This window comes from Desulfogranum aggregans (assembly GCF_055398265.1).
Genome location: NZ_AP042447.1, coordinates 2164679 through 2186556, shown reverse-complemented (window position 1 = coordinate 2186556; position 21878 = coordinate 2164679). Strand labels below are relative to the sequence as shown.

General features: G+C 52.9%; 23 protein-coding genes. 13 read left to right on the top strand and 10 right to left on the bottom strand.

From position 1 onward, the window contains the following. From ACZ52Z_RS09800 to ACZ52Z_RS09790, 3 genes are all read left to right on the top strand, one after another. Positions 1-837, top strand: coding sequence for an ABC transporter permease (locus ACZ52Z_RS09800; protein ID WP_464270555.1), 837 nt, complete (start codon positions 1-3; stop codon positions 835-837). A 19-nt stretch (positions 838-856) separates the two neighbouring features. Further along, on the top strand, positions 857-1891 hold the full coding sequence (gene proX / locus ACZ52Z_RS09795; RefSeq protein ID WP_464270554.1) for a glycine betaine/L-proline ABC transporter substrate-binding protein ProX: 1035 nt from the start codon (positions 857-859) through the stop codon (positions 1889-1891). A gap of 127 nt (positions 1892-2018) precedes the next feature. After that, the gene (locus ACZ52Z_RS09790) at positions 2019-2492 is read left to right on the top strand and encodes a MarR family winged helix-turn-helix transcriptional regulator (protein ID WP_464270553.1); all 474 of its coding nucleotides are present in this window, start codon (positions 2019-2021) and stop codon (positions 2490-2492) included. A gap of 131 nt (positions 2493-2623) precedes the next feature. Here the strand turns inward: ACZ52Z_RS09790 and aqpZ are convergent, their stop codons facing one another. The 9 genes from aqpZ to ACZ52Z_RS09745 all read right to left on the bottom strand — a co-directional run bounded on the left by aqpZ (position 2624) and on the right by ACZ52Z_RS09745 (position 11415). After that, positions 2624-3310 carry an aquaporin Z gene (gene aqpZ, locus ACZ52Z_RS09785; RefSeq protein WP_464270552.1) on the bottom strand — a complete coding sequence of 229 codons (687 nt, stop codon included), beginning with the start codon at positions 3308-3310 and terminating at the stop codon, positions 2624-2626. 127 nt (positions 3311-3437) lie between these two features. Further along, the gene (locus ACZ52Z_RS09780) at positions 3438-3830 is read right to left on the bottom strand and encodes a hypothetical protein (RefSeq protein ID WP_464270551.1); all 393 of its coding nucleotides are present in this window, start codon (positions 3828-3830) and stop codon (positions 3438-3440) included. Between the two features lie 274 nt (positions 3831-4104). Then, entirely contained in the window at positions 4105-4506 is a 402-nt protein-coding gene (locus tag ACZ52Z_RS09775) for a DUF2784 domain-containing protein (RefSeq protein WP_464270550.1), read from the bottom strand. 167 nt (positions 4507-4673) lie between these two features. Next, positions 4674-5285 carry a histidine phosphatase family protein gene (locus ACZ52Z_RS09770; RefSeq protein ID WP_464270549.1) on the bottom strand — a complete coding sequence of 204 codons (612 nt, stop codon included), beginning with the start codon at positions 5283-5285 and terminating at the stop codon, positions 4674-4676. Between the two features lie 212 nt (positions 5286-5497). Continuing rightward, positions 5498-6301, bottom strand: coding sequence for an NAD(+) diphosphatase (nudC, locus tag ACZ52Z_RS09765; RefSeq protein ID WP_464270548.1), 804 nt, complete (start codon positions 6299-6301; stop codon positions 5498-5500). 47 nt (positions 6302-6348) lie between these two features. Beyond that, entirely contained in the window at positions 6349-8124 is a 1776-nt protein-coding gene (locus ACZ52Z_RS09760; protein ID WP_464270547.1) for an amino acid ABC transporter permease, read from the bottom strand. 111 nt (positions 8125-8235) lie between these two features. Continuing rightward, a complete protein-coding gene (locus ACZ52Z_RS09755) occupies positions 8236-9063 on the bottom strand; it encodes an ABC transporter substrate-binding protein (RefSeq protein WP_464270546.1) in 828 nt (275 codons plus the stop codon). Between the two features lie 79 nt (positions 9064-9142). After that, complete coding sequence (locus ACZ52Z_RS09750) at positions 9143-9871, bottom strand: amino acid ABC transporter ATP-binding protein (protein ID WP_464270545.1); 729 nt, start codon at positions 9869-9871, stop codon at positions 9143-9145. Positions 9872-10017: 146 nt separating this feature from the next. Beyond that, positions 10018-11415, bottom strand: coding sequence for an aspartate kinase (locus tag ACZ52Z_RS09745; RefSeq protein ID WP_464270544.1), 1398 nt, complete (start codon positions 11413-11415; stop codon positions 10018-10020). Positions 11416-11718: 303 nt separating this feature from the next. Here ACZ52Z_RS09745 and ACZ52Z_RS09740 point away from each other — a divergent pair, with 303 nt between their 5' ends. Next, positions 11719-12498 (top strand): enoyl-CoA hydratase/isomerase family protein, encoded by a 780-nt coding sequence (locus ACZ52Z_RS09740; RefSeq protein ID WP_464270543.1) that lies wholly within the window; start codon positions 11719-11721, stop codon positions 12496-12498. A gap of 48 nt (positions 12499-12546) precedes the next feature. Here the strand turns inward: ACZ52Z_RS09740 and nifA are convergent, their stop codons facing one another. Continuing rightward, positions 12547-14172, bottom strand: a complete 1626-nt coding sequence (gene nifA, locus ACZ52Z_RS09735) for a nif-specific transcriptional activator NifA (RefSeq protein WP_464270542.1) — start codon at positions 14170-14172, stop codon at positions 12547-12549. 580 nt (positions 14173-14752) lie between these two features. Here nifA and nifH point away from each other — a divergent pair. The 9 genes from nifH (at position 14753) to ACZ52Z_RS09690 (ending at position 21859) form a co-directional block, all read left to right on the top strand. Then, positions 14753-15580 (top strand): nitrogenase iron protein, encoded by an 828-nt coding sequence (gene nifH / locus ACZ52Z_RS09730; protein WP_464270541.1) that lies wholly within the window; start codon positions 14753-14755, stop codon positions 15578-15580. Between the two features lie 27 nt (positions 15581-15607). Continuing rightward, positions 15608-15961, top strand: coding sequence for a P-II family nitrogen regulator (locus tag ACZ52Z_RS09725; RefSeq protein WP_464270540.1), 354 nt, complete (start codon positions 15608-15610; stop codon positions 15959-15961). Then, positions 15958-16332, top strand: a complete 375-nt coding sequence (locus tag ACZ52Z_RS09720; RefSeq protein WP_464270539.1) for a P-II family nitrogen regulator — start codon at positions 15958-15960, stop codon at positions 16330-16332. Before ACZ52Z_RS09725 ends, ACZ52Z_RS09720 begins: the two co-directional genes overlap by 4 nt. Positions 16333-16354: 22 nt before the next feature. Beyond that, a complete protein-coding gene (gene nifD / locus ACZ52Z_RS09715) occupies positions 16355-17992 on the top strand; it encodes a nitrogenase molybdenum-iron protein alpha chain (RefSeq protein ID WP_464270538.1) in 1638 nt (545 codons plus the stop codon). A 23-nt stretch (positions 17993-18015) separates the two neighbouring features. Continuing rightward, a complete protein-coding gene (gene nifK, locus ACZ52Z_RS09710; protein WP_464270537.1) occupies positions 18016-19389 on the top strand; it encodes a nitrogenase molybdenum-iron protein subunit beta in 1374 nt (457 codons plus the stop codon). A 67-nt stretch (positions 19390-19456) separates the two neighbouring features. Further along, positions 19457-20602: a NifB/NifX family molybdenum-iron cluster-binding protein gene (locus tag ACZ52Z_RS09705; protein ID WP_464270536.1), complete on the top strand. Its 1146-nt coding sequence runs from the start codon at positions 19457-19459 to the stop codon at positions 20600-20602. A gap of 53 nt (positions 20603-20655) precedes the next feature. Beyond that, complete coding sequence (locus tag ACZ52Z_RS09700) at positions 20656-20958, top strand: (2Fe-2S) ferredoxin domain-containing protein (protein ID WP_464270535.1); 303 nt, start codon at positions 20656-20658, stop codon at positions 20956-20958. 6 nt (positions 20959-20964) lie between these two features. Continuing rightward, positions 20965-21441 (top strand): N-acetyltransferase family protein, encoded by a 477-nt coding sequence (locus ACZ52Z_RS09695; protein WP_464270534.1) that lies wholly within the window; start codon positions 20965-20967, stop codon positions 21439-21441. Then, the gene (locus ACZ52Z_RS09690) at positions 21422-21859 is read left to right on the top strand and encodes a hypothetical protein (protein WP_464270533.1); all 438 of its coding nucleotides are present in this window, start codon (positions 21422-21424) and stop codon (positions 21857-21859) included. Before ACZ52Z_RS09695 ends, ACZ52Z_RS09690 begins: the two co-directional genes overlap by 20 nt. Positions 21860-21878: the final 19 nt, after the last annotated feature.

Here is a 21878-nt window from a genome sequence, read left to right as displayed (position 1 = left end):
ATGTTCGAATTTGAAGATAAAGTTATCCCCTTAGATGACTGGATTACCCAGTTTGTCGACTGGCTGGTGGAGGGTTACCGGTGGTTTTTTCAGGGCATTAAATGGCCAGTGGAGATCACCCTCTCCGGGCTGGAGCAAGGGCTGCAGGCCATTCCCCCTGTAGTGATGATTGTCATACTGGCGCTTATCGCCTGGAGAACATCCGGGTTGCGATTGGCAGGGTTTACCGTGGCCACCCTGGTCTTTATCGGTTTGCTCGGTTTCTGGGAAGAGACCATGGTTACCCTGGCAATGGTCTTTTCCTCGGTCGTGTTCTGTACGATTGTCGGTATCCCCCTGGGGATATTTGCCGGCAGAAACGATCGGTTTGAATCGATGTTACGCCCTGTCCTCGATGGGATGCAGACCACCCCGGCATTTGTCTACCTGGTGCCGATCGTTATGCTTTTTTCCATCGGCAATGTGGCGGGGGTACTGGCAACGATTGTCTTTTCCCTGCCGCCCATTGTCCGGCTGACGGCCCTCGGCATTCGTCAGGTTCATCCAGAGCTGGTTGAAGCGGCGCTGGCCTTTGGCGCTACCAGTAATCAGGTGCTGTTGAAGGTGCAGATTCCCCTCGCCTTGCCAACCATTATGGCAGGGCTGAATCAGACTATCATGATGGCTCTTTCCATGGTCGTTATTGCCGCGCTGATTGGAGCAGGAGGGCTGGGGGCTCCAGTGGTCCTGGGCCTCAATACCCTGGATATCGGTTTGGCCACCATCGGCGGTTTGGCCATTGTGCTTATCGCCATTATTCTTGATCGAATTACCCAAGCAATGGGTGAAAAAAAATAATACTAAAGGAGGATACACCATGTTGAAGCACACAATACTCTCCGTTGCCCTGGCAGCAGTGGCGATGACCGCCTGTCCTGTGGCACAGGCAGCGGACAATCTACCCGGGGAAGGCGTTAAAGTGCAGCCCGCTCGGGCAACCTGGAACACCGGTTTTTTCCAGGAAGCCCTGGTTCGACGCGGACTTGAAGAACTGGGATACAAAGTGAGCAAACCCAAGGATCTCTCCAATCCGATTTTTTACAAAAGCCTTTCCCTCGGTGATGTGGACTATTGGACCAATGGCTGGTTCCCGAACCACGACGGTCAGCTGCCCAAAAATTTTTACGACAAGGCCGAAAAAGTCGGCTATGTTGTCAAGGCAGGTGGTCTGCAGGGCTACCTGGTGTCCAAGGAACACGTTGACAAGTTCGGCATCCAATCACTTGATGACTTTAAGCGCGACGAGGTGAAAAAAGCCTTTGATAAAAATGGGGATGGCAAAGCCGACCTTACAGCCTGTCCTCCTGGATGGGGCTGTGAGACGGTAATTGCCCATCATATGGATGTGTATGAGCTTAAAGACCATATCAATCCGGTAAAGGCCGCGTATGAGGCGGGAATGGCCTCGGCTCTGGCCGAGTACAATGATGGTCAACCCATTTTCTTTTATACCTGGGCACCCAACTGGACCATTTTTAAGCTCAAGCCGGGCGAAGATGTGATGTGGATTAATGTTCCCAAGACCATGCCTAAGGAGTCGCAGATGGCTGGCAAGGATCGCATGGAGGTCAGCGGGATTAAAGGAGCGGTTTCAGATCCGGTCAAGCTTGGTTTTGTTGTCTCGGATGTGCAAATCGTGGCTAATAAAAAGTTTTTGGCTGACAATCCGGCAGCGAAGAAATTTTTTGAGGTCTTCACCCTGCCGCTTGAAGATATCAACGAGCAAAATACCCGCATGAACGAAGGCGAAAAGAGCCAGAAAGACATCGAGCGTCATGTGGATGAATGGATCGCTAAAAATACCGATAAATGGAACGGCTGGCTTGCTGCAGCAAAAACAGCCGATCATTGATGAGGCGTAGTGAGGGGCGGTAGCAATGCCGCCCCGTAGGGGAAAGGAAAAGTGTTTTTTAGCCTATTTTTTATGGCTGCTCCATGATTAATAGGGTAAAAAACACCCCTTTACCAGTGGAGGATTGATGGACAAGCGGGTTGAACAGGAAAAAGCGATAACTCAGCAACTGCGTATAGTTTTCAGGGCCATTCAGGCACACTCCAAAAGGGTTGAAAAAGCCTGCGGACTCAGCGGCGCCAAACTATGGATGTTGCATGAAATAGGCGCGATACCAGGTATCAAGGTTTCCGAACTGGCGACGGAATTGTCTATCCACCGCTCAACCTGTTCAAATATGCTCGACAAGCTCGAAGACAAGGAATTGGTGTATCGCAAGCGAAGCAAGACCGATCAGCGTACGGTCAAACTCCACCTCACCGACAAGGGACGGGCGGTACTTGACCTGGCCCCTTCGCCTCCCCAGGGTAAGTTAAGCAGTACCCTGGCCAAACTTTCCCAGCAGCAACTGACCGATTTGGAGCAGAGTCTCGAAATCCTGATCGGAGCCCTTCATTTTGACGATGAAAAGGCGGGGTTTACACCCATCTCCAATCTCTAGTGTCCGTTGCAATCAGTGCTGCTTTTCCTCTGTTCAGTGCTTGGTGCACACCTTTCTTGCCCTCCTTTTTTCGCTCTCCCTGCCAGGCAAGAGGGCGTTGAAGACGTTTTCTCCTCTCCTTGCCGGACAGTTCAGTCTTTCCTTCCGAGAATGCGGTAAATCACAGCACCCAGGATACCGCCAATGATGGGGGCGGCCCAGAACAGCCAGAGTTGGGCCATGGCCCAGTTGCCGGCAAATACGGCAACCCCTGTACTGCGTGCCGGATTCACCGAGGTGTTGGTTACCGGAATACTGATCAGGTGTATCAGGGTCAAGCAGAGCCCGATGGCTATGGGGGCAAACCCCTGAGGAGCCTGCTCGTCGGTTGCTCCCAGGATAACCAGCAGAAACATCATCGTCATGACGACTTCCGAGATCAGGGCAGCCAGGAGGCTGTACCCGCCTGGGGAGTGTGCGCCGTATCCGTTGGCGGCAAACCCGTCGGACAGGGAAAAATCCGCTTTACCGCTGGCTATCAAATACAGTACACCGCCGGCGACGATCCCACCTGCGACCTGGGCAATAATATAGGGTAGGATATCTTTTGCCGGGAATCGACCGCCGGCCCATAGGCCGAGGGTTACCGCCGGGTTGAGGTGGCAACCGGAGATATGTCCAATGGCAAATGCCATGGTCAGGACCGTTAAGCCAAAGGCCAGGGAAACCCCCAGCAGCCCGATACCCACATTGGGAAAGCCTGCCGCCAGCACTGCGCTGCCGCACCCGCCAAGAACCAGCCAAAAGGTTCCAAAAAATTCCGCACCATATTTTTTCATCCTGTTCTCCTCTGCTGCTCTATTTTTTTTGCCCAAAACCAGCGACATCTTTTCTATAGTTGCTGGAAGTGGGCAAAGGTACGCGTCTATGCTTCCCTTTGTCTGCAATACAGTCCAGGAACAGCGGCTACCTGATGGTTACATCGGCATCGCAAAAGGCCATCCCTTCCAGTGGCTTGTCCTCATAGGGATGTTTGTACCGGATAAAGAGGCTGCGTTGCCGTTTGTTCGCACATATTTGAGTGACCGGATACCCATCACGGCCGGTTGCACTGCCTTTAACCGTTCCGCAGATCAGGTCCCCCTTGGCAAAGGTCTGCCTGAGGCGTGCCACAACGAGGCCTCCTTGCGCACCTCTTGCGAAGCCGGGTTTAGGTTGCAAAATAAGCGAACCTTCCCCCCCGCGTACCTGGTTGTATTGCAGCCGTTGGCCATCATTGCAGATCGCTACCCACGTTTCTGCAGATGCCGAAGCCACTGCAACCATGGTTAATAAAAGAATTATCATGGCCCTGTTCATCTCATCCTCCCTGTGCGAGCGTAATTATCGTTTCTTCTCAGCATCCGGGATCCAGCAGTTGGATGCGCTTCACCCTTTTCAGCAAACATAGCAAGTGTTATGCCACAGGAGCAGCCAATGTCTTTTTTGCCATCAGATCCCATAGCAAGGGGTTCCATGCGTGAAACAGAGGGGGAAAAAAGGTATTGATCGTGGTGCAAATGCACCAGGAGTGGTGGTGCATATCGAGCAGTAACCGTAGTACAGGCCGCTGGGTATAGGGTAGCCGAATATCTTAACGTTGCGATGAATCGAGGTTTCGGGTTCTTCGGTGAAGAGAAGCATCGCGCAGGTTGAACCAACACGAAAGCACGAATGCAAAAAGACCGAGGATAAAAACTATGGCATCTATGAGCAAAGCATCCCATGTACCACCTGTGAGCTTGTCTGCATAGTATTTGACGTAGGAACCTGGCAGGTGGCTCTCTCCGAGTTCGCGTTTAACCGCCCAGTGCCAATCGGTGCATGGACAGTAACCCCATCCGTAAAACAGGCCCAGGCCAAACCATGACAGAAAGGTGAGGCTTACCGTCATCAAATGGAGGCGTCGCGTTGTTTCCCACGCCCAACCGGTGAGATGAAACAGCACCAGGATAGCATGGAAAACGAAGAAAAAATAATCAAGGAGCACATACATGGCAAGGTCGTGTAAAGGGAATGTTCTTGATCGACATGTTGTACAGGCTTTTGCCTGGAGTCCTTGAAACGGTAAAAGAGGAGCGATGGAGCATGGATGATGAAAAAGGAGAAGATAACATCTGGCCGCCCTTTACAGGAAAAGGTCCCTTTTCCGATTCCGGGAGATCAATGCAGTTTCACTCTGCCAACAACTGTGTACGTACCCGGTGAGGAGTGGTGAACAATAATTATTTCGCCGGAGGCAGGGTAGATGCCGGTCAGCGCGGTGATGTTGACCTGGTGGGTAACCAATACGAGGGGGCCGGTAAACTCCTGCCTGGCGAGCCATCCACTCAGGGCTTGCGTCTGTGATTCTTTGCGCTCGAAATGGCGAAAAAAGGAGTTTAATTGCGGTAATTCCTTGACCCGCCCCAGGCCAAGCAGCTGGGCTGTTTCAAGGCATCTGCACCACTGACTGGAGAATACCCGCGCTGTAGTAATCCCGTGCGCCTGAAAACGTTTGCCGATCTTTATTGCCTGCTCACGCCCAGCATCGGAAAGGTTCCTCTGGGTTGAGCAATCGCCAAGGGTAAAATGTTCCGGGTCGCCGATCCCTGGGGCGATGGCATGCCGTATAAGGGCAAAGTGGTTGTCCGACTGCAGGGTGCGTAAGATAGCGGATGCCTTGGTGTGTGTGGCTGTTGAAGAGAGGAGCAGGAGGCATACCGCCGGCAACAGCAGCATGGGCCTGAACCAAAGCGCATTGAAAAACAGGCGAGGACCGTTGGTGTGGTGCATCTTTTTCCCCGTTGGTTGCGTGTTGGCGAGTACTGCAAATTTATCTCTTTATGGTAAGGATGAATACAGGAAATGGTACAGGAATTTATGACCACACAGAGGCAGAGGGAGTGTGAACAGCTTCCAAGGCCGGAAGGGAGGGCTGTGGTTCTTCTTCCGTTGCCCGGTTTCCATGGGAGAGGGAGGAGCAATTTTGGATCGGGTGGATTGTGCTACCGGTGAAGAAAATGGGTTACCAGCTGGTAGGCGATGCTCACTCGGGGCGGCAGAATGGGTGGGAGTTGGTCGCGGGTGAACCACCGGGCATCGGTGATTTCCTGATTGTCGACCTGGAGGGTTCCACCCTTGAAACGGGTAGTGAAGGCGACCATCAGTGAGTGGGGAAACGGCCAGGACTGGCTGCCGAAGTAGGTGATGTTGTCCACCTGGAGATTGACTTCTTCCATGACTTCCCGCCCCACTGCCTGCTCCATGGTTTCTCCAGGTTCAACAAACCCTGCCAGGGGGCTGTACTTGCCGGGGGGGAATCGTCGGTTACGGGCGAGCAGGAGGCGATCACCATCGGAGATGGTCATGATCACTGCCGGCGTGATGCGCGGATAACTGGTTAGGCCGCATCGGCTGCACTGCTTGGCCAGCTCGCGGCTGCTTTCGCTGACAGTGGCCCCGCAACGGCTGCAGAATTGATGGTCTCTGTTCCAGCGTACAATCTGCGAGGCTGTGCCTGCCAGGGACCACAGGTCGTCTTGCAGGTGGTGAAACAGGCTGCGCAGGCTGACGAACTCACCTGCTGCCGGTTCTCCGCCCTGTAACAGGTCAATGGCAACGGCCGGAGTGACACTCCCCGGTAGCAGACGAGCGTATCCGACCAGATCGACATAGGCGGGTGGGAGCACTGTGGGCAGCACCAGGGCGCCTTCCTGCTGGTGGACCAGGAGCCGATCACCGGAAAAGATGAACAGCAGGCTGGAGGAGGGTATCTGGGGCATGGTCTGGCCGAAGGGTGTATGTTGCAATGGTGCGTGGGAGCTTCTTGTTTAACCTTCAGGCGAGCTGTGCAGGTTCACATGGCCAGCCGTACCTTTTCCGGGTTGAGCCGGCGTTCCAGGCGTTTGGCAAACTCGCTGAGCGCATAGCAGCACAGGAAGTAAAGGACCGCGATCGTGGTGTAGATCTCAAAGGGGTAGAGCATCAGCCGGTTATTGATGGAGTAGGCTGCAGTGGTCAGTTCCATTACGCCGATGATATAGGCCAGCGAGGTGTCCTTAAAGGCGGCGATAAACAGGCCCACAATGGCGGGCAGCATCTGCTTGAGTGCCTGAGGCAGGATAATCCAGCGCATGGTCTGCAGGTAGCCGAGTCCCGTGGATTTGGCGGCCTCCACCTGTCCTGGCGGGATGTTTTCGATGCCGCCGCGAACGATTTCAGCAATGTAGGCACCGAAAAAGATGGTCATGGCCACCACCGCACTCCAGAAAACGTCGAGCTGGATTTTCAGCATGGGCGGTACAAAAAAGTAGACCCAGAAAATAACCATGATCAGCGGATTGCCACGAATCAGTTCGATGTAGAAAATGCAGGGGATGCGTGCCACCTTGTTGGTCGCTGAGCGGCCGATGCCCACGACCAGGCCGATGAAAAAACTGACAGTGATGCAGATAACGGCCATGATCAGGGACATGGAGAGGCCGCCCAGGCCCATGAAGACCTCGGTACTGCCTCCTTTGGGAAATCTCCAGATCAACAGGGCCTGCAGGTTGTCCAGAATCACCTGATAGTTGAAAGAGAGCAAGCCTCGTCCGGTCTGTACGACCAGGGCGACCAGGAACAGGATAAAGAGCGCCTTGCCTCCATGTGTGAGAATGAGCCAGAGCATCCGGTGGGTCTTCAACCAGGCAACCTGGGCCGGTGAGAGGGTCTTGGTATCTGCCGGTGGTCGGTGGAAAAAGGCAAGCACCCTGCCCAGGGCGAAATGGATGAGCGCTACCGGGGCAAAGAGCACATCCGCTGCCTTGCGCATCAGTGATCGATTGGCGCGGTCCACGATCTTGAGTTTGGCGTTGACCAGGTTAAGTATCAGCGAGATGATCAGGGAGAGGGTGAGGTAGATTCCGGTTGCTGCCGCGGTTGCCTCAAAACCGCTGTAGGTCAGTGCCTCCACCTCCTGTGCAGACCAGCAGACCTCTGCCACGCCGACAGTCATGGCCAGAGATGAGTTCTTCATGTTGTTGAGAAATTCGCTGCCCAATGGCGGCATGATTTCACGAAAAGCGAGTGGCAGGATGATTTTGCGCAGCGACTGACCATAGGTCATGCCGGAGGAATAGGAGGCCTCGAGCAGGCCCTTGGGAACCGATTGGATGCCAGCCCGGATGATCTCGGCCATGAACGCGCTGGTGTAAATGCCAAGCCCCAAGGTGGCCACCCAGAATTCGAAGTTGAGACTGAACAGCGTGTGTCGAACTTGCTCAGGCAAGCCTGCGGGCAGGGCGAAGTTCCAGAAAAAGAGCTGCACCAATAGCGGGGTGTTGCGAAAGAATTCAACATAGGCTGTGGCGAACCCGTAGATCGGCTTGAACTGAGATAACCGGGCCAGGCCGAACAGGGTGCCGAGCACCAGGGCAATAATGGCGGAGTAGAGGGAAATGGTCACCGTCAGTCCCAGGCCGTTAAGCAGCAGCTCTCCCATATGGCCGTACTCGGTTTCCTCGAAGAGAACCGACCAGTTGAAGTCGTAATCAAAATGGAAAAAGAAACCAAAGTAGCATCCGATCAGTCCCAGGAGGATGCCGAGGGTCAAGTTCTGTACCCAGGGTTTTTCAAAATAGTGCTGCAGCATGGTCGGCCTTGAGAGCGCATTCCGGAGCGGGTGCTCCGGAATGCGGGTTGGGAGGAATCCTGCCTGCCCCAAAAGGGCGGCAATGGCTCCGGTTGTAGCGATTGGTGCGGCCTAGGGCCACATTTCAATTTTCTCAGTCATGGGGAATGGGGTCTCGGTATCAGGTCCGAACCATTTGTTGTACAGTTCCATGTACGTGCCGTCTTTCCACATGTCCTGGATGGTGAAATTGATCGCATCACGCCAGGCGGAATCATCCTGCGGCAGGCCAACACCGTAGGGTTCGTCGGAGATGAATTCGCCAACCAGTTCATATTTCCCGGGCTCTTTTGCCGCCAGAGCGATGAGCAGGGTAGAGTCCGTGCTGATAGCCTGCACGCGACCGGACCGTAGCGCTTCAAACATTTCCACTTCGTTCTGGTAGCCGGTAACATTGGGGTTGGTGTCACCGAGTTTTTTCAGGTAAGCCTTGGCATTGACAATAGAGGTTGTGCCCTGCATGGAACCGATTTTTTTGCCTGCCAGGTCTTTGGGGTCTTTGATCGTGCCGACCTGGGCGAGAAATTTTTGGCCATCAAAAAAATAAGTAATGGAGAAATCGATTTTTTCGTCACGGACGCGTTTGTGGGTCATGTTGGAGAGGACCATGTCCACCTTGGGAGGATTGGTCTGGAGAAAGGAAATACGGGTTTTGTTGTTGACTACTACAGGTTCGAATTCTACTCCAAGACGTTTGGCAATCTCCTTGGCTACGTCCATGTCAAAACCGACCCATTCGTTGTTGGCGTCAATGAAGCCAAAAGGCTTGCCCTTATTGGTGATACCGGCTTTCACGACCTTGTCCTTCATGACGCGGTCATAGGTCGGGCCCGCGAGAGCAATACAGGCTGACACCAGCAATACAACGGCTGATAATGCACTGACTTTCAAACCTTTCATAAATATCTCCTCGTTATATAAGGGGGTTATGGGGTGCTGCCAGCCGCTCCATGCCGCCGGCAGGGACTGCTTGTTTCTGCTAGTGGCTGAGAATCTTGCTTAAAAAGTCCTTGGTCCGCTGATGCTGGGGATTATGGAAGAAAACTTCCGGGGGATTTTGCTCCACCAGCTTTCCGTGGTCCATGAAGATCACGCGGTCCGCCACTTCCCTGGCAAAGCCCATCTCGTGGGTAACGCAGACCATGGTCATTCCTTCCCCGGCCAGGGACTTCATCACATCCAGAACCTCATTGATCATCTCCGGGTCAAGGGCACTGGTGGGCTCGTCAAAGAGCATGATTTTGGGGCGCATGGCCAGTCCCCTGGCAATAGCAACCCGCTGCTGCTGGCCGCCGGACAACTGGGATGGGTAGAAGTCGGCTTTGTCGGGAATGTTGACTTTCTCCAGAAGCTCCATGGCTATTTCCGCCGCCTTGTCGGCCGCTATTCGGCGAACCAGGGTCGGTGCAAGGGTTACATTGTCGAGAACGGTCATGTGCGGGTAGAGGTTGAACTGCTGGAAGACAAAACCGACCTCTGCCCGCAGGTGAGTCATGTTGGTGGCCGGATCCCCGACGTTCATACCGTCGACAACGATCTCGCCCTCCTGGATCGGTTCCAGCCGATTAATGCAACGGATGAGGGTACTTTTTCCCGACCCTGAAGGGCCGCAGATCACCACAACCTCTCCTTTGTCGATTTCCAGATTGATATCTTCAAGGACGTGAAAATCCCCGAACCATTTATTGACATTGGTGAACGTAATCACAGGGGCCTCAATAACAGAAGGGTGGCGTGAATCATGAGTATGGCATCTGCGCTCGGCCATTGACGCAGGTCAACAGCCAAGTGGTGGTAAACATAGCCACTCAGTTTTCCGGGTGCAATAGAATGATGTGCTGCGGAGCCTCTTTTTTATTGCGACACAGGGGTGATATTTTTCCCAGGAGTGAAAAACGTGGTATGCAGCGCTTGGATCCCGTGATGAAGTTTGTCCCGGTCGAGCAGAAAGTAGAGGGCTGCCGGACTCGGCCCGAAGGAGATCAGTTCCACGTTGATGTCTGCTTCTGCGATGGCACTGAAGCATTTGGCGGCAATTCCTTTATTGGTAGACAGTCCCTCGCCGACAATGGCCAGCAGCACTAATTGGTCTTCTTTTTCCAGTAGCCGAAAGGGTACCGGCTGGATCGCTTTCAATGCCTTGTAGGCGGGTTCCAGGTCCTTTGTGGAGAGCAGAAAGGTAATACAGGTCTGGGTGGCTACCACCGAGCGGATGTTGAGCCCTGCATCGGTAATCCCTTTGGATACAATACTGAGGATGCCCGGTCGGTAACCGACTCCTGATGCGTGGACTTTAAGAATGCTGATGTCCTCGGTATAAGTGATGCTCTTGATGACTCCCGCAGACTGCCTGGCGGTAGCGGAGATGATCGATCCTTGCCCATCGGGGTTCATGGTATTTTTGATCACTATGGGAATGTTTCGCTGTCGAACCGGTTCCACTGTGCGAGGGTGGAGGATCGTGGCGCCAAAATAAGAAAGTTCAGCGCATTCCTCATAGGAGAGGCGTTGGATAAAGGCGGCCTCAGGTATCAGTTTGGGATCCGAGGTCATGAATCCGTCCACATCCTTCCAAATTTCCAAAACGTCGGCATGGGTTGCTGCGGCAATGGCTGCTGCGGAATAATCGCTTCCGCCCCGACCGAAGGTGGTTATGTGCCCTTTAGTACTGATGCCGTAGAACCCGGGAATAAAGATCAGGTCGTGTCGGTCAAGCGAGGGAAGCAAGGTTTCCTGGACCGCTGCACTGGTGGCGTCAAGGTCAACGGTGGCGTCGCCAAATTTGCCGTCAGTGTACAACCTCACCTCCTGAGGAAGAAGATATCCGCAGTTTAGCCCGTATGATCGCAGGGTCCAGGACAGCAACTGGGCGGAGAGGCGCTCGCCAATACATCTGATCGCATCATTCATCTTGGGAGTGAGTTCGCCGGTAAAGTTCAATCCGAAATAATACCGCTCAAGCTGTTTGACTGTTTCGGCCAGTTCGGCCTTGTACCCCTGGATGCACTCCTCTGCATCCATAAGCAATGAGGCCACGGAGAGATGGAGTCGAAGAATGATTTCCAGGTGGGGAAGAATTTTTTCTTCATCCTCCAGCGCTTTGTCGATGCCGGCAATAAGGATATCGGTAACACCGTACAGAGCGGAGACGACGATGATGTTGTTTTTGCCGTAGATGGGGATTAGGCGGGAAATTTGCCGAATGGTATTAATGCCTTTGAGACAGCCTCCGCCAATTTTGATAACTTTCATTTTTCAGGTGGCTATTTTTGTATTGTGGAGTAATGATGCGTTGGGGGTGCCGATGAGAGCCGTTCATGGACACGTTGAATAGGCTATCAGTATCAAAAAATCAACCAATTGTTCGCTGCACGCGGAAAAGTTCACTCCATGGGGCGACTGATCTGCTTTTATAGCATGAGAATATAAGTTTCGTTACGTCTGCTCGGTTTTCCGGTTGCAGGCACGGAAACGGTGCGCAGGTTGTGTATCGATGGAAGGTGAGAGAAAGAAGTATGGTGACCACGTTGTTCAAATTCGCAGAGGAGGAGACCTATGTCCTATACGCATCTAATCACTGAAGTCAGTGAACGTTTTGTTGGAACCATCACCTTAAACCGGCCTGAACAGTTAAATACCTTCAACAGCGAACTCGCCGGTGAGCTTGCCTGTGCGTTGAAGGGCATGGACGATGATGAGGGGGTGCGGGTTGTACTTGTGAAGGGGGCGGGAAAGGCCTTTTGTGCCGGGATTGACGTCAATGAGCTCGAAGGCAAGACCGCCATGGAGTATCGAGCCTGGATTGAGCACATGGAGCAGCCGCTGATGACCATTGCCCGGATGAAAAAACCGGTTATCGCCCAGGTACAGGGCGTGGCTGCAGCCAATGGCATGGGCCTGGTTGCTGCCGCCGACCTGGCGATTGCTGCCGAAAACACCAAAATGGGTTTGACCGCCATCAACGTGGGGTTGAACTGCGTGGGACCAATCATTCCGGTTGCCAGGTGTGTAGGGCGCAAAAAAGCGCTGGAGTTGCTGCTCTATGGAGATCTGATCAAGGCGCCGGAAGCCAAAGAGCTGGGGCTGGTCAACCGGGTTGTACCAAAAGAAGAGCTGGAGCAGGAGGCTGTCGCCTGGGCCGAGTCCCTGGCCAAAAGGAGTCCTCTTGCCGTCCAGATCGCCAAAGAGGGGTTCTATGCTTCCGAAGATATGGAGTATTTCCAGCAGTTTGCCCTGATGAATGAGGCCTTTGCCCGCCTGTGTACCACTGATGATGCCAAGGAGGGGGTGAAAGCCTTCTTTGAGCGGCGTAATCCGGAGTGGAAGCTGAAGTAACAGCCGGTCTGCCCGCAGCACCGACTGCTCGGGAACACCGACCAATGGTCATGGGGTCCGCTTGTATGGATTCTGCTGCTGGAGATTGTATTTCTTGATACGGTAGCCGATCTGTCGTTGCGTGAGTCCCAGCTCTTTTGCTGCCCTTGCCTGCACCCAACCGTTGCGGGACAGGGCAGCAAGAATTTCATTGCGCTCGATGTCACACAGGGCCGTTGGCGTTGGCTGGGAGTGCTCTGGGGCTGGTGGTGTATGGCCGGGTGAGGAATGGTGGCCCGCTTCCTCCGATGCAGGAGCCGGCAGCTGAAAGGAGAGTATATTTGCCGGTAAGTCATTGATCGTCAGCCTGTCGCTTTCCGCGAGGATAACCATCCGTTCAACCAGGTTCTGCATTTCCCGAACATTCCCCGGCCAGGGGTAGGCCATGAGAAAGTCCAACAGTTCGGACGTGATTTTTATCCGCCTGTTGTTGCGTTCATTGCTTGTCGCTAAAAAGTGGTTGAGCAGAAGCGGGATGTCGTCGGTTCGTTCCCGCAGGGGCGGAAGGATGATAGGGACGACATTCAGCCGGTAATAGAGGTCAGCGCGAAAAGTCCCGTTGGTTACGGCTGACTCCAGGCTGACGTTAGTAGCGGCAATGATGCGGACGTCCACGATGTAGGTATGGGTGCCCCCCAGTCGTTCAAACTGTTTTTCCTGGAGGGCGCGCAGCATCTTTGCCTGCAGGGAAAGCGGCATCTCGCCGATTTCATCGAGAAAGATTGTTCCCCCGTCAGCGAGCTCGAAACGGCCGGCCCTTGAGCTGTGGGCGCCGGTAAATGCGCCCCGCTCATGGCCGAACAGCTCGCTTTCCAGCAGGGTTTCCGGCAGAGCAGCGCAGTTGAGTTTGATGAATGGTTTTTCGTTGCGGATGCCGCTTTCATGGATGGCCCGGGCGACCAATTCCTTTCCGGTACCCGACTCTCCCAGCAGTAAAGCGGTGGCGTCGCTATTGGAGAGTTTGTCGATAATACTGAATACCTCCTGCATCGGTTTGGAATGACCGATGATATAGTGACCGTTGTGTGCTTTGTGCAGCTTTGCCTTCAGCGATTCGTTTTCCTCCAGCAGTTTGGCCTCTTTTTTCTCTATTTCCCGGTGCAGCGTAAGGAACTGAGCGATCAGTGTCGCCAGTACGGTTAAAAAACGAATATCTTCTTCAAACGATACCTCGTCTCCAAAGAGCCGGTCCACGGTGAGTACCCCTTCCACAGCACCCTGCACCATTACCGGCACGCCAAGAAAGGACACTGTGTTGCGGTCAAGTCGCGACCTGGCGCCGGTCCGGTTGAGAAACAGCGGTTCGCTGTGAATATCAGGGACCACGAACGGTGCTTTGGTTTTGAAAATCTGTCCGATTACCCCCTCTCCAGGGTTATATACTCCCCGCATTTCCTCTATCTCCGAAAGGCCGTATGAGGCCTTAATCACCAGTTTCTGCTGTTTATTATCGTAGACCAGCAGAGTGGCTCTTTCCATTTTCATAGTCTCGTAGAGGACCGCCAGGATATTGGCCAGGGTTGTGTCCAGATCGGCGGCATTGCCGATGAGTTCGGTTATTCGATGCAGGGCCAGCAATTCCATCCCCGCAGTGGTGGCAGAGGTATATTGCAGGTCTGTTCGATCGGTGTGCATGCTTGTTGTCTCCTTCCGTAGCAGGTGAAGATGAACCAGGTGGCAGTAGCGTTCTGGCTGATGGTCATGGGAGTATTTCCATGCACAGAGAGCGCAAGGGCCATCTACAGACGTCTCCCTGTATCTAAGCAAGCGCAATGCCAATTTTGTTTTCCTGGGTTATGCGCTTTAACAGTCTGATATTATATATTTTTTGTGTGAAAGATGACCATGCAGCACTTCTTGATGGTTTACAGAGATGTCGAACAAGAGTGTTTGCACAAACATATTTGTAATATTTTTTCCGATACAGGTCAAAGGGAAGTTTGTTGCCAAATGTGTCGATAAGTCTACAATTTTGTGAGTTACTTGTACGGTAAAAAGACGGTCAGGCAGCGGCGGGAGGCGGACAATGAAAGGAGTTATAATTGTATTTATCTGTAATTGTTGTGGAAAAAATAATTTTTCGTTTTCTGGCATAGGCTTTGATGAAGAGAACGTAAAGAATGAGGCTAGGGATACACTGCAGTAGATAGATCGATCCAGATTGCTGCTGCACAACAAGCAATGAAAGTAAACTATTCATAAGTAGGAGAAAACAATGAGGAAAGTAGCAATCTACGGAAAAGGCGGTATCGGTAAATCCACAACCACACAGAACACGGTAGCCGGACTGGCGGAAATGGGCCGAAAGGTTATGGTCGTCGGCTGTGATCCCAAGGCAGACTCAACCCGTTTGCTGTTGGGCGGTTTGGCACAGAAATCGGTACTCGATACCCTCAGGGAAGAGGGCGAAGATGTGGAACTCGAGGATATCCGCAAAGCTGGATACGGTGATACCTGGTGTGTTGAATCCGGTGGACCTGAACCGGGAGTTGGTTGCGCGGGTCGAGGAATTATCACTTCCATTAATATGCTCGAAGCCCTTGGCGCCTATGAAGAGAGTGAAGCACTGGACTTCGCGTTTTACGATGTATTGGGCGACGTTGTGTGCGGCGGTTTTGCGATGCCGATCAGGGATGGAAAAGCGGAAGAGATTTACATTGTCTGCTCCGGTGAGATGATGGCCATGTATGCGGCCAATAACATCTGTAAAGGTATTGTCAAGTACGCCCAGTCAGGAGCGGTACGTCTTGGCGGGCTGATCTGCAACTCCCGTAATGTGGACAATGAAAAGGAGATGATTGAAGAATTGGCGAAGAAACTTGGTACCCAGATGATCTACTTTGTCCCGCGTGATAATGATGTGCAGCGAGCAGAGATCAACCGGAAGACGGTCATTGAGTGGAATGGAGAATGTCCTCAGGCGAATGAATACCGGGGCCTTGCCAAAGCTATTGATGCCAATGATATGTTTGTTGTACCGACTCCGCTGGAAATTGAAGAACTCGAACAGTTGTTACTCGATTTTGGTTTGTTGGAAGCGTAATTGAATTGATTTTACAGGAGAAAAACAATGATGATCATGATTAGAGCAATTGTTCGACCGGAAAAGTCTGATGAGGTACTTGCCGCACTTATGGACGCCGGTTTCCCGGCGGTAACCAAGTACTCCGTTGCCGGACGCGGTAAACAGCGCGGCATCAAAATCGGGGAGGTGACCTACGATGAGATCCCTAAAACCATGCTGCTGACGGTTGTGCCGGCAACGGATAAGGAATTTGTTATCGATACCATTATGGACACAGCCCGATCAGGGAAAAAGGGAGCCTTTGGCGATGGAAAAATCTTCGTCTCAGAAGTGGAAGATGTCTATACCATCAGTTCCGGCGTCAAAGAGGGGGCCTCTGCAGAGGAGGTGACCGCATGAAGGAAATAATAGCCGTTGTTCGCATGAACATGATGAACAAAACCAAGGCCGCATTAACCGAGGCCGGGGTGGATGCCTTCTTTGCCCATGAAGTTCAAGGCAGGGGCGTAGGGTTCGTCAACCGCAAACTGATGGAAGGGGTGGAAGAAGGATACGAAGAGGCTGCAGCCCTGCTCGGCGAGAAAGGCAATCTCTACCCCAAGCGAATGGTTACCGTCGTTGTCGAAGATGAAAAAGTTGATGATATCGTTGAAGCAATCATTACCACCAACAAGACAGGAAAAGCTGGAGACGGCAAGATATTCGTTCTTCCGTTGCCCGACGCCGCCAGAGTTCGTACCCACGAACGGGGCCTCAAGTCGATCCAGTAAATTCCTTTAGGGAGTACATATCATGGGAAAAACTGAAAAATTGGTGCAGTGGGAGCCAAATGATATCAAGGCGAAACTCCTTGAGAAATACCCCGCCAAAGTTGCCCGTAAGCGCGCCAAGCAGATAATGATTAACGAGGCAATGGAAAATACCACCCCGGAAATCGTTGCTAATGTGCGGACTATACCCGGTATCATCACCATGCGCGGTTGTACGTACGCCGGGTGCAAGGGCGTTATCATGGGCCCGACCAGTGATATCGTTAACCTGGTCCATGGGCCTGTGGGGTGCAGCTTTTACGCATGGCTGACCAGAAGAAATCAGACCGATGCACCACTCAAAGGTGAAGAGAATTACATGCCGTATGCCTTTACCACCGATATGCAGGATTCGGACATTATCTTCGGCGGGGAGAAGAAACTCGAGGCCGCCATCCAGGAGGCGTACGACCTGTTTCATCCCAAAGGGATCGCGGTCTTTGCGACCTGTCCGGTCGGCCTCATTGGTGACGATATCCATGCGGTGGCCAAGAAGATGAAAGAAAAATTTGGAGATTGCAACGTATTTGCGTTCAGTTGCGAGGGATATAAAGGCGTATCCCAGTCCGCCGGCCATCATATCGCCAACAACCAGGTTTTTACCCATCTGGTTGGAACCAGCGAGGATGAGAAGACTGACAAGTACAAGATTAACCTGCTGGGCGAGTATAATATCGGTGGTGACGGATTCGAGATCGACAGGGTGCTCAAGAAGTGCGGTATCACCAACATCGCCACCTTCTCCGGGAACTCTACCTATGAGCAGTTTGCCTCTGCCAACCAGGCTGATCTGAGCTGTGTCATGTGTCATCGATCCATCAACTACGTGGCCGACATGCTGGAGACCAAGTACGGGATCCCGTGGATCAAGGTGAATTTTATCGGCGCTAAGTCCACGGCCAAATCGTTGCGGAAAATCGCTCAGTATTTTGGTGACCAGGAGCTGATAGACCAGGTGGAGGCGGTCATTGCCGAAGAGATGCCAGAAGTAACGGCAGTGCAGGAAGATGTTCTTCCGCGGACCACAGGAAAGACCGCGATGCTGTTTGTCGGTGGTTCCCGTGCGCATCACTATCAGGACCTGTTCGAGGAACTGGGGATGAAAACCCTCTCTGCCGGCTACGAGTTCGCCCATCGGGATGACTATGAAGGGCGTCATGTCATACCGAATCTCAAAGTAGACGCGGACAGTCGAAACATTGAAGAGATCGAGGTCGATCCCGATCCGGAGCTCTACAGCCCGCGCAAGACGGAAGAAGAACTCAAGGCCCTGGAAGAAGCTGGCTTGAAATTTAAAGAGTACGAAGGGCTGAATCCGCAGATGGATGAAGGGACCCTGGTAATAGATGACCTGAACCAGTACGAGGCCGAGAAACTTGTCGAGCTGCTGAAACCGGACATCTTCTGCGCCGGCATTAAAGAAAAATTTTCCATCCAGAAGCTGGGTGTTCCGATGAAGCAGCTCCACAGCTATGACTCCGGTGGGCCCTATGCCGGGTTTAAAGGGGCCGTGAACTTTTACAAGGAAATTGACCGGCTGGTAAACAGCAGGGTCTGGAGTTACATGAAGGCTCCCTGGCAGGAAAACCCAGAACTTTCCGCAACCTATGTGTGGGAATAATAGAGTAGAGAAAAGGTACGATCATGTTACTACGACATACACCAAAAGAAATATCCGAGCGTAAGGCCTTGACTATTAATCCGGCCAAGACCTGCCAGCCGATCGGTGCCATGTATGCATCCCTCGGTATCAAAGGATGTCTGCCGCACAGTCACGGCTCCCAGGGATGTTGCGCCTATCATCGAAGCACGTTGACCAGGCATTACAAGGAGCCTATCTCCGCCGCTACCAGTTCATTTACAGAGGGGGCTTCGGTTTTCGGTGGTCAGGCTAACCTGCTCCAGGCGATCAATAATATTTTTACCGTTTATGAACCGGAGGTGATAGCTGTTCATACCACCTGTCTCTCCGAGACCATTGGCGATGACCTGCCTCAGATTTTTGACAAGGCAATTAAGGAAAAGAAGGTTCCGGAAGGAAAAACCGTCTTCGGGGCGCCCACTCCAAGCTACGTCGGTTCCCATGTTACCGGTTTCTCCAACATGGTCAAAGCCATGGCCGCATTGGCTGAGCCTCAGGATAAGAAGAACGGGAAAATCAATGTCCTTCCCGGTTGGGTAGAACCCTCTGACATGGCGGAATTAAAACGGCTTGCCACCTTGATCGGGATTGACATTACCATGTTCCCGGATACCTCCGGCGTGCTGGATGGTCCGTTGACCGGCGAATACCACATGTTTCCGGATGCAGGCACACCTATTGAGGATATCCGCAAGTCCGGCGGGGCACTCGGCACGCTTGCCTTGGGGGAGTGGTGCTCAGCCGATGGCGCGAGGCTGCTGGATACCAAATGTAAGGTACCTTGTTCTGTGCTTGATATGCCATTCGGCCTGCAGGCGACAGATCGGTTCATCGATGCCCTGCGCACCCTGGCTGGAACCACTGTGCCTGATGAAATTGCCGTCGAGCGTGGCCGACTGGTTGACTATATTTCCGATCTGCACCAGTACTTTTATGGAAAAAAAGTGGCCTTGGTCGGCGATCCAGACCAGTTGATTGCCATGACTGAGTTCCTGGTGTCCATAGATATGTGCCCTGTGCATATCGTGACCGGAACGCCGGGTAAGAAGTTCGAAAAACGGATCAAGGAAATAACCGCGGAAATGGACTGTGAGGTCAATGTCAAGGCCAAGGGTGATATGTTTCTCCTGCATCAGTGGATCAAGAATGATCCGGTTGACCTGATCATTGGCAACACCTACTGCAAATACATTGCACGGGACGAGGATATTCCATTTGTGCGCTGGGGCTTTCCAATCCTCGATCGCCAGGGGCACCAGCACTTCCCCACCGTCGGCTATATGGGCGGGTTACGGCTCCTGGAGAAAATATCTACAGCCTTGCTGGATAGAAAAGATCGCGACGATTCACCCACTGCGTTTGAACTGGTACTGTAAATCTTTCCTTGCAGCAGTGAGGTACTTCCTCACTGCTGCTTCACCCCTTTTCCCGGTTGTGAAGTACATGAATGTTTTCTCCCTCAAAGACTACAAACAGGCCAAGGCCGAGCAGTACGTCATGGATGGCGGATCGACGATAAGTCTGCCAGTGGCGCCGTTGGCAACTTTCCGAACAAAGTTTGCCAGCATGCAGCAGGGGCAACCCCACTGTATGCTTCCCGGAGAGGTGCTGCACTATCTTGCTGAGGCGGAAGGCGTCACTCCGGAAAAAAAAATAACCGTGGTCATTGCTGGTCCTGGTGACCCTCTGGCGACACCGGATGAGATCCTCAAGGTGATGCGTACCATAAAGGACAACTACCCCGAGGCCGGTATAGAGATACGAACATTGGGTATTGGCGGTGCTGAATTGGCCGCAGCGTATGCGGAAGCAGGCGTTACCCGCATCGAACTCATCACCGATGGTTTTACCCCGGAGACTATTGCAGGGATGTATCTGTGGATACGCCCTGGACGTAAAACCCTGGCGCTCAAAAAGGCGACAGCAATCCTCTTTGAAGAGCAGCGGCAGTGTATTGAGGCATTCAGGGAGTGCAACGTACCCGTTTACGGGAATATTTCCTGTCATGCAGGCACAACCACGCAAGAGGTCAAACATACCTGCTCGGTGCTCAAAGAACTCAAGGTAGCAGGCGTGTCGCTGAGTGTTGTTTCTTCGGATGCCGAAGGGGAGAGCGCGCCTGATATTGATTCTCTGCGGGCGGCGGCGGCTGAGTATCTGCCGCTGACCATTCCGTTGCCGGCATGGCAGGCGGAGCAGGCAGCTGATGCTGCCGGATTGAGCGGTAAAGGGCTGCCCAAGCCGTCAGCGGCCAGGCCCAATGTTGCGGTGGTCAGTTCCAATGGGATGGAAGTTGACATGCATCTTGGCCATGCCGATCGAGTGCTGGTGTATGGCCCTCGAGATGATGGTTTGGCGTGCCTGTTGGACACACGCACGGCTCCGCCCAAGGGCGGCGGTAATGGGCGCTGGCAGGAACTTGCATCAATGCTCTCCGATTGCTTTGCCCTGCTGGTAGCCAGTGCCGGTGCCAGTCCGCGAAAGATCCTGGGTGCCAACGGCATCAGGGTAATGGTGGTCAACGATCCCATCGAGGGGTGCGTGGACGTACTCTATGGCGGTGGGAAAAAGAATAAATGTAAACAATAGACAGCTCGCCGGCGACTGCATGGATAGAGCGAAGCATTGAAGGAGAAGAAGTAATGGCAATTCCAGAAAAACAGATACTTGTCTGTCAGAGTTTTCGTTTGAAAGGTGATCCCAAAGGTATCTGTCATAAACAGACCGATGGTTTTCTCCAGTACATAGAAGAAGAGATCCTTGATCGCGGCCTTGATATGCAGGTTATCGCCACCGGTTGTCTCAAGCAGTGTGAGTCCGGGCCGATAATGGTCGTGCAGCCTGAGAACTGGTGGTTCAAAGGCGTTGACAGTGAGGATGCCATCGATGCTATCCTGGATGGGGTGGAAGATGGGGAGCCGCCTGCGGACTATTTGATTGGCTAGAGACATATGAACAGTGTTGTTTATCGACAGGCGACGAGGGCAGATATCACAGCCCTCTTACAACTGCTGCATCAGTTGTTTGCCATTGAAGAAGACTTCACCTTTCATCCTGATCGACAAAAGCGAGGGCTGGAACTCCTGTTGGATACTCCGGAAGCCATCATTGTGGTTGCGGAAACCGATCACGAGGTCATTGGCATGGCCACCGGCCAGAAAGTAATTTCCACTGCAGAGGGTGGTCCTGCGTTGCTGGTGGAGGACGTGGTTGTGGCCCGTCCCTGGCAACGAAGCGGTATCGGCAGCGATCTGCTGAGGGAAGTGAGCATCTGGGGTCGTCAGCAGGGAGCCAGGAGGATGCAGCTTCTGGCCGACCGAAACAATGAACCGGCGCTTTGTTTTTACCGGGAAAATTACTGGCAGCAGACAGAGCTGATCTGTTTGCGCAAATACCAAACAGAAAACCATGAACGTCGTACAGATTGATAGTGCAACAAATATTGTACAGATTGACGAGTGGCAGGAGTATCTCCGCGATGGGAAACAGTTTCTCCGGGTGGCAGATGCGGCATTCCGTCAACGGAAAAAAGCCTTTTCCCCAGAGACACTGTACAACCTCACGTGTATGGGGATCGAAAAAATAATCATGGCTTTTTTGATGAGTCGGGGCGACCTGGCTGAAAATCATACCATGGGTGATCTGCAACGGGCAGTAGAGCAACATCTCGGGCCGGATCAAGAGTTTGCCCGTAAGATGCAATACCTGGATTCGTTTCAGGAGATATGTGATCTGGAAACCTATAGGGTGCAGATCCCGACGACAAAGGAAGTGGAAACCTTTGTTGCTATTGGTGAAGATGTTCAAGAGATGCTCCTGCCGTATATGCAGGAGGAAAGCAAATAAAGACGTTCGACAAAAGAAG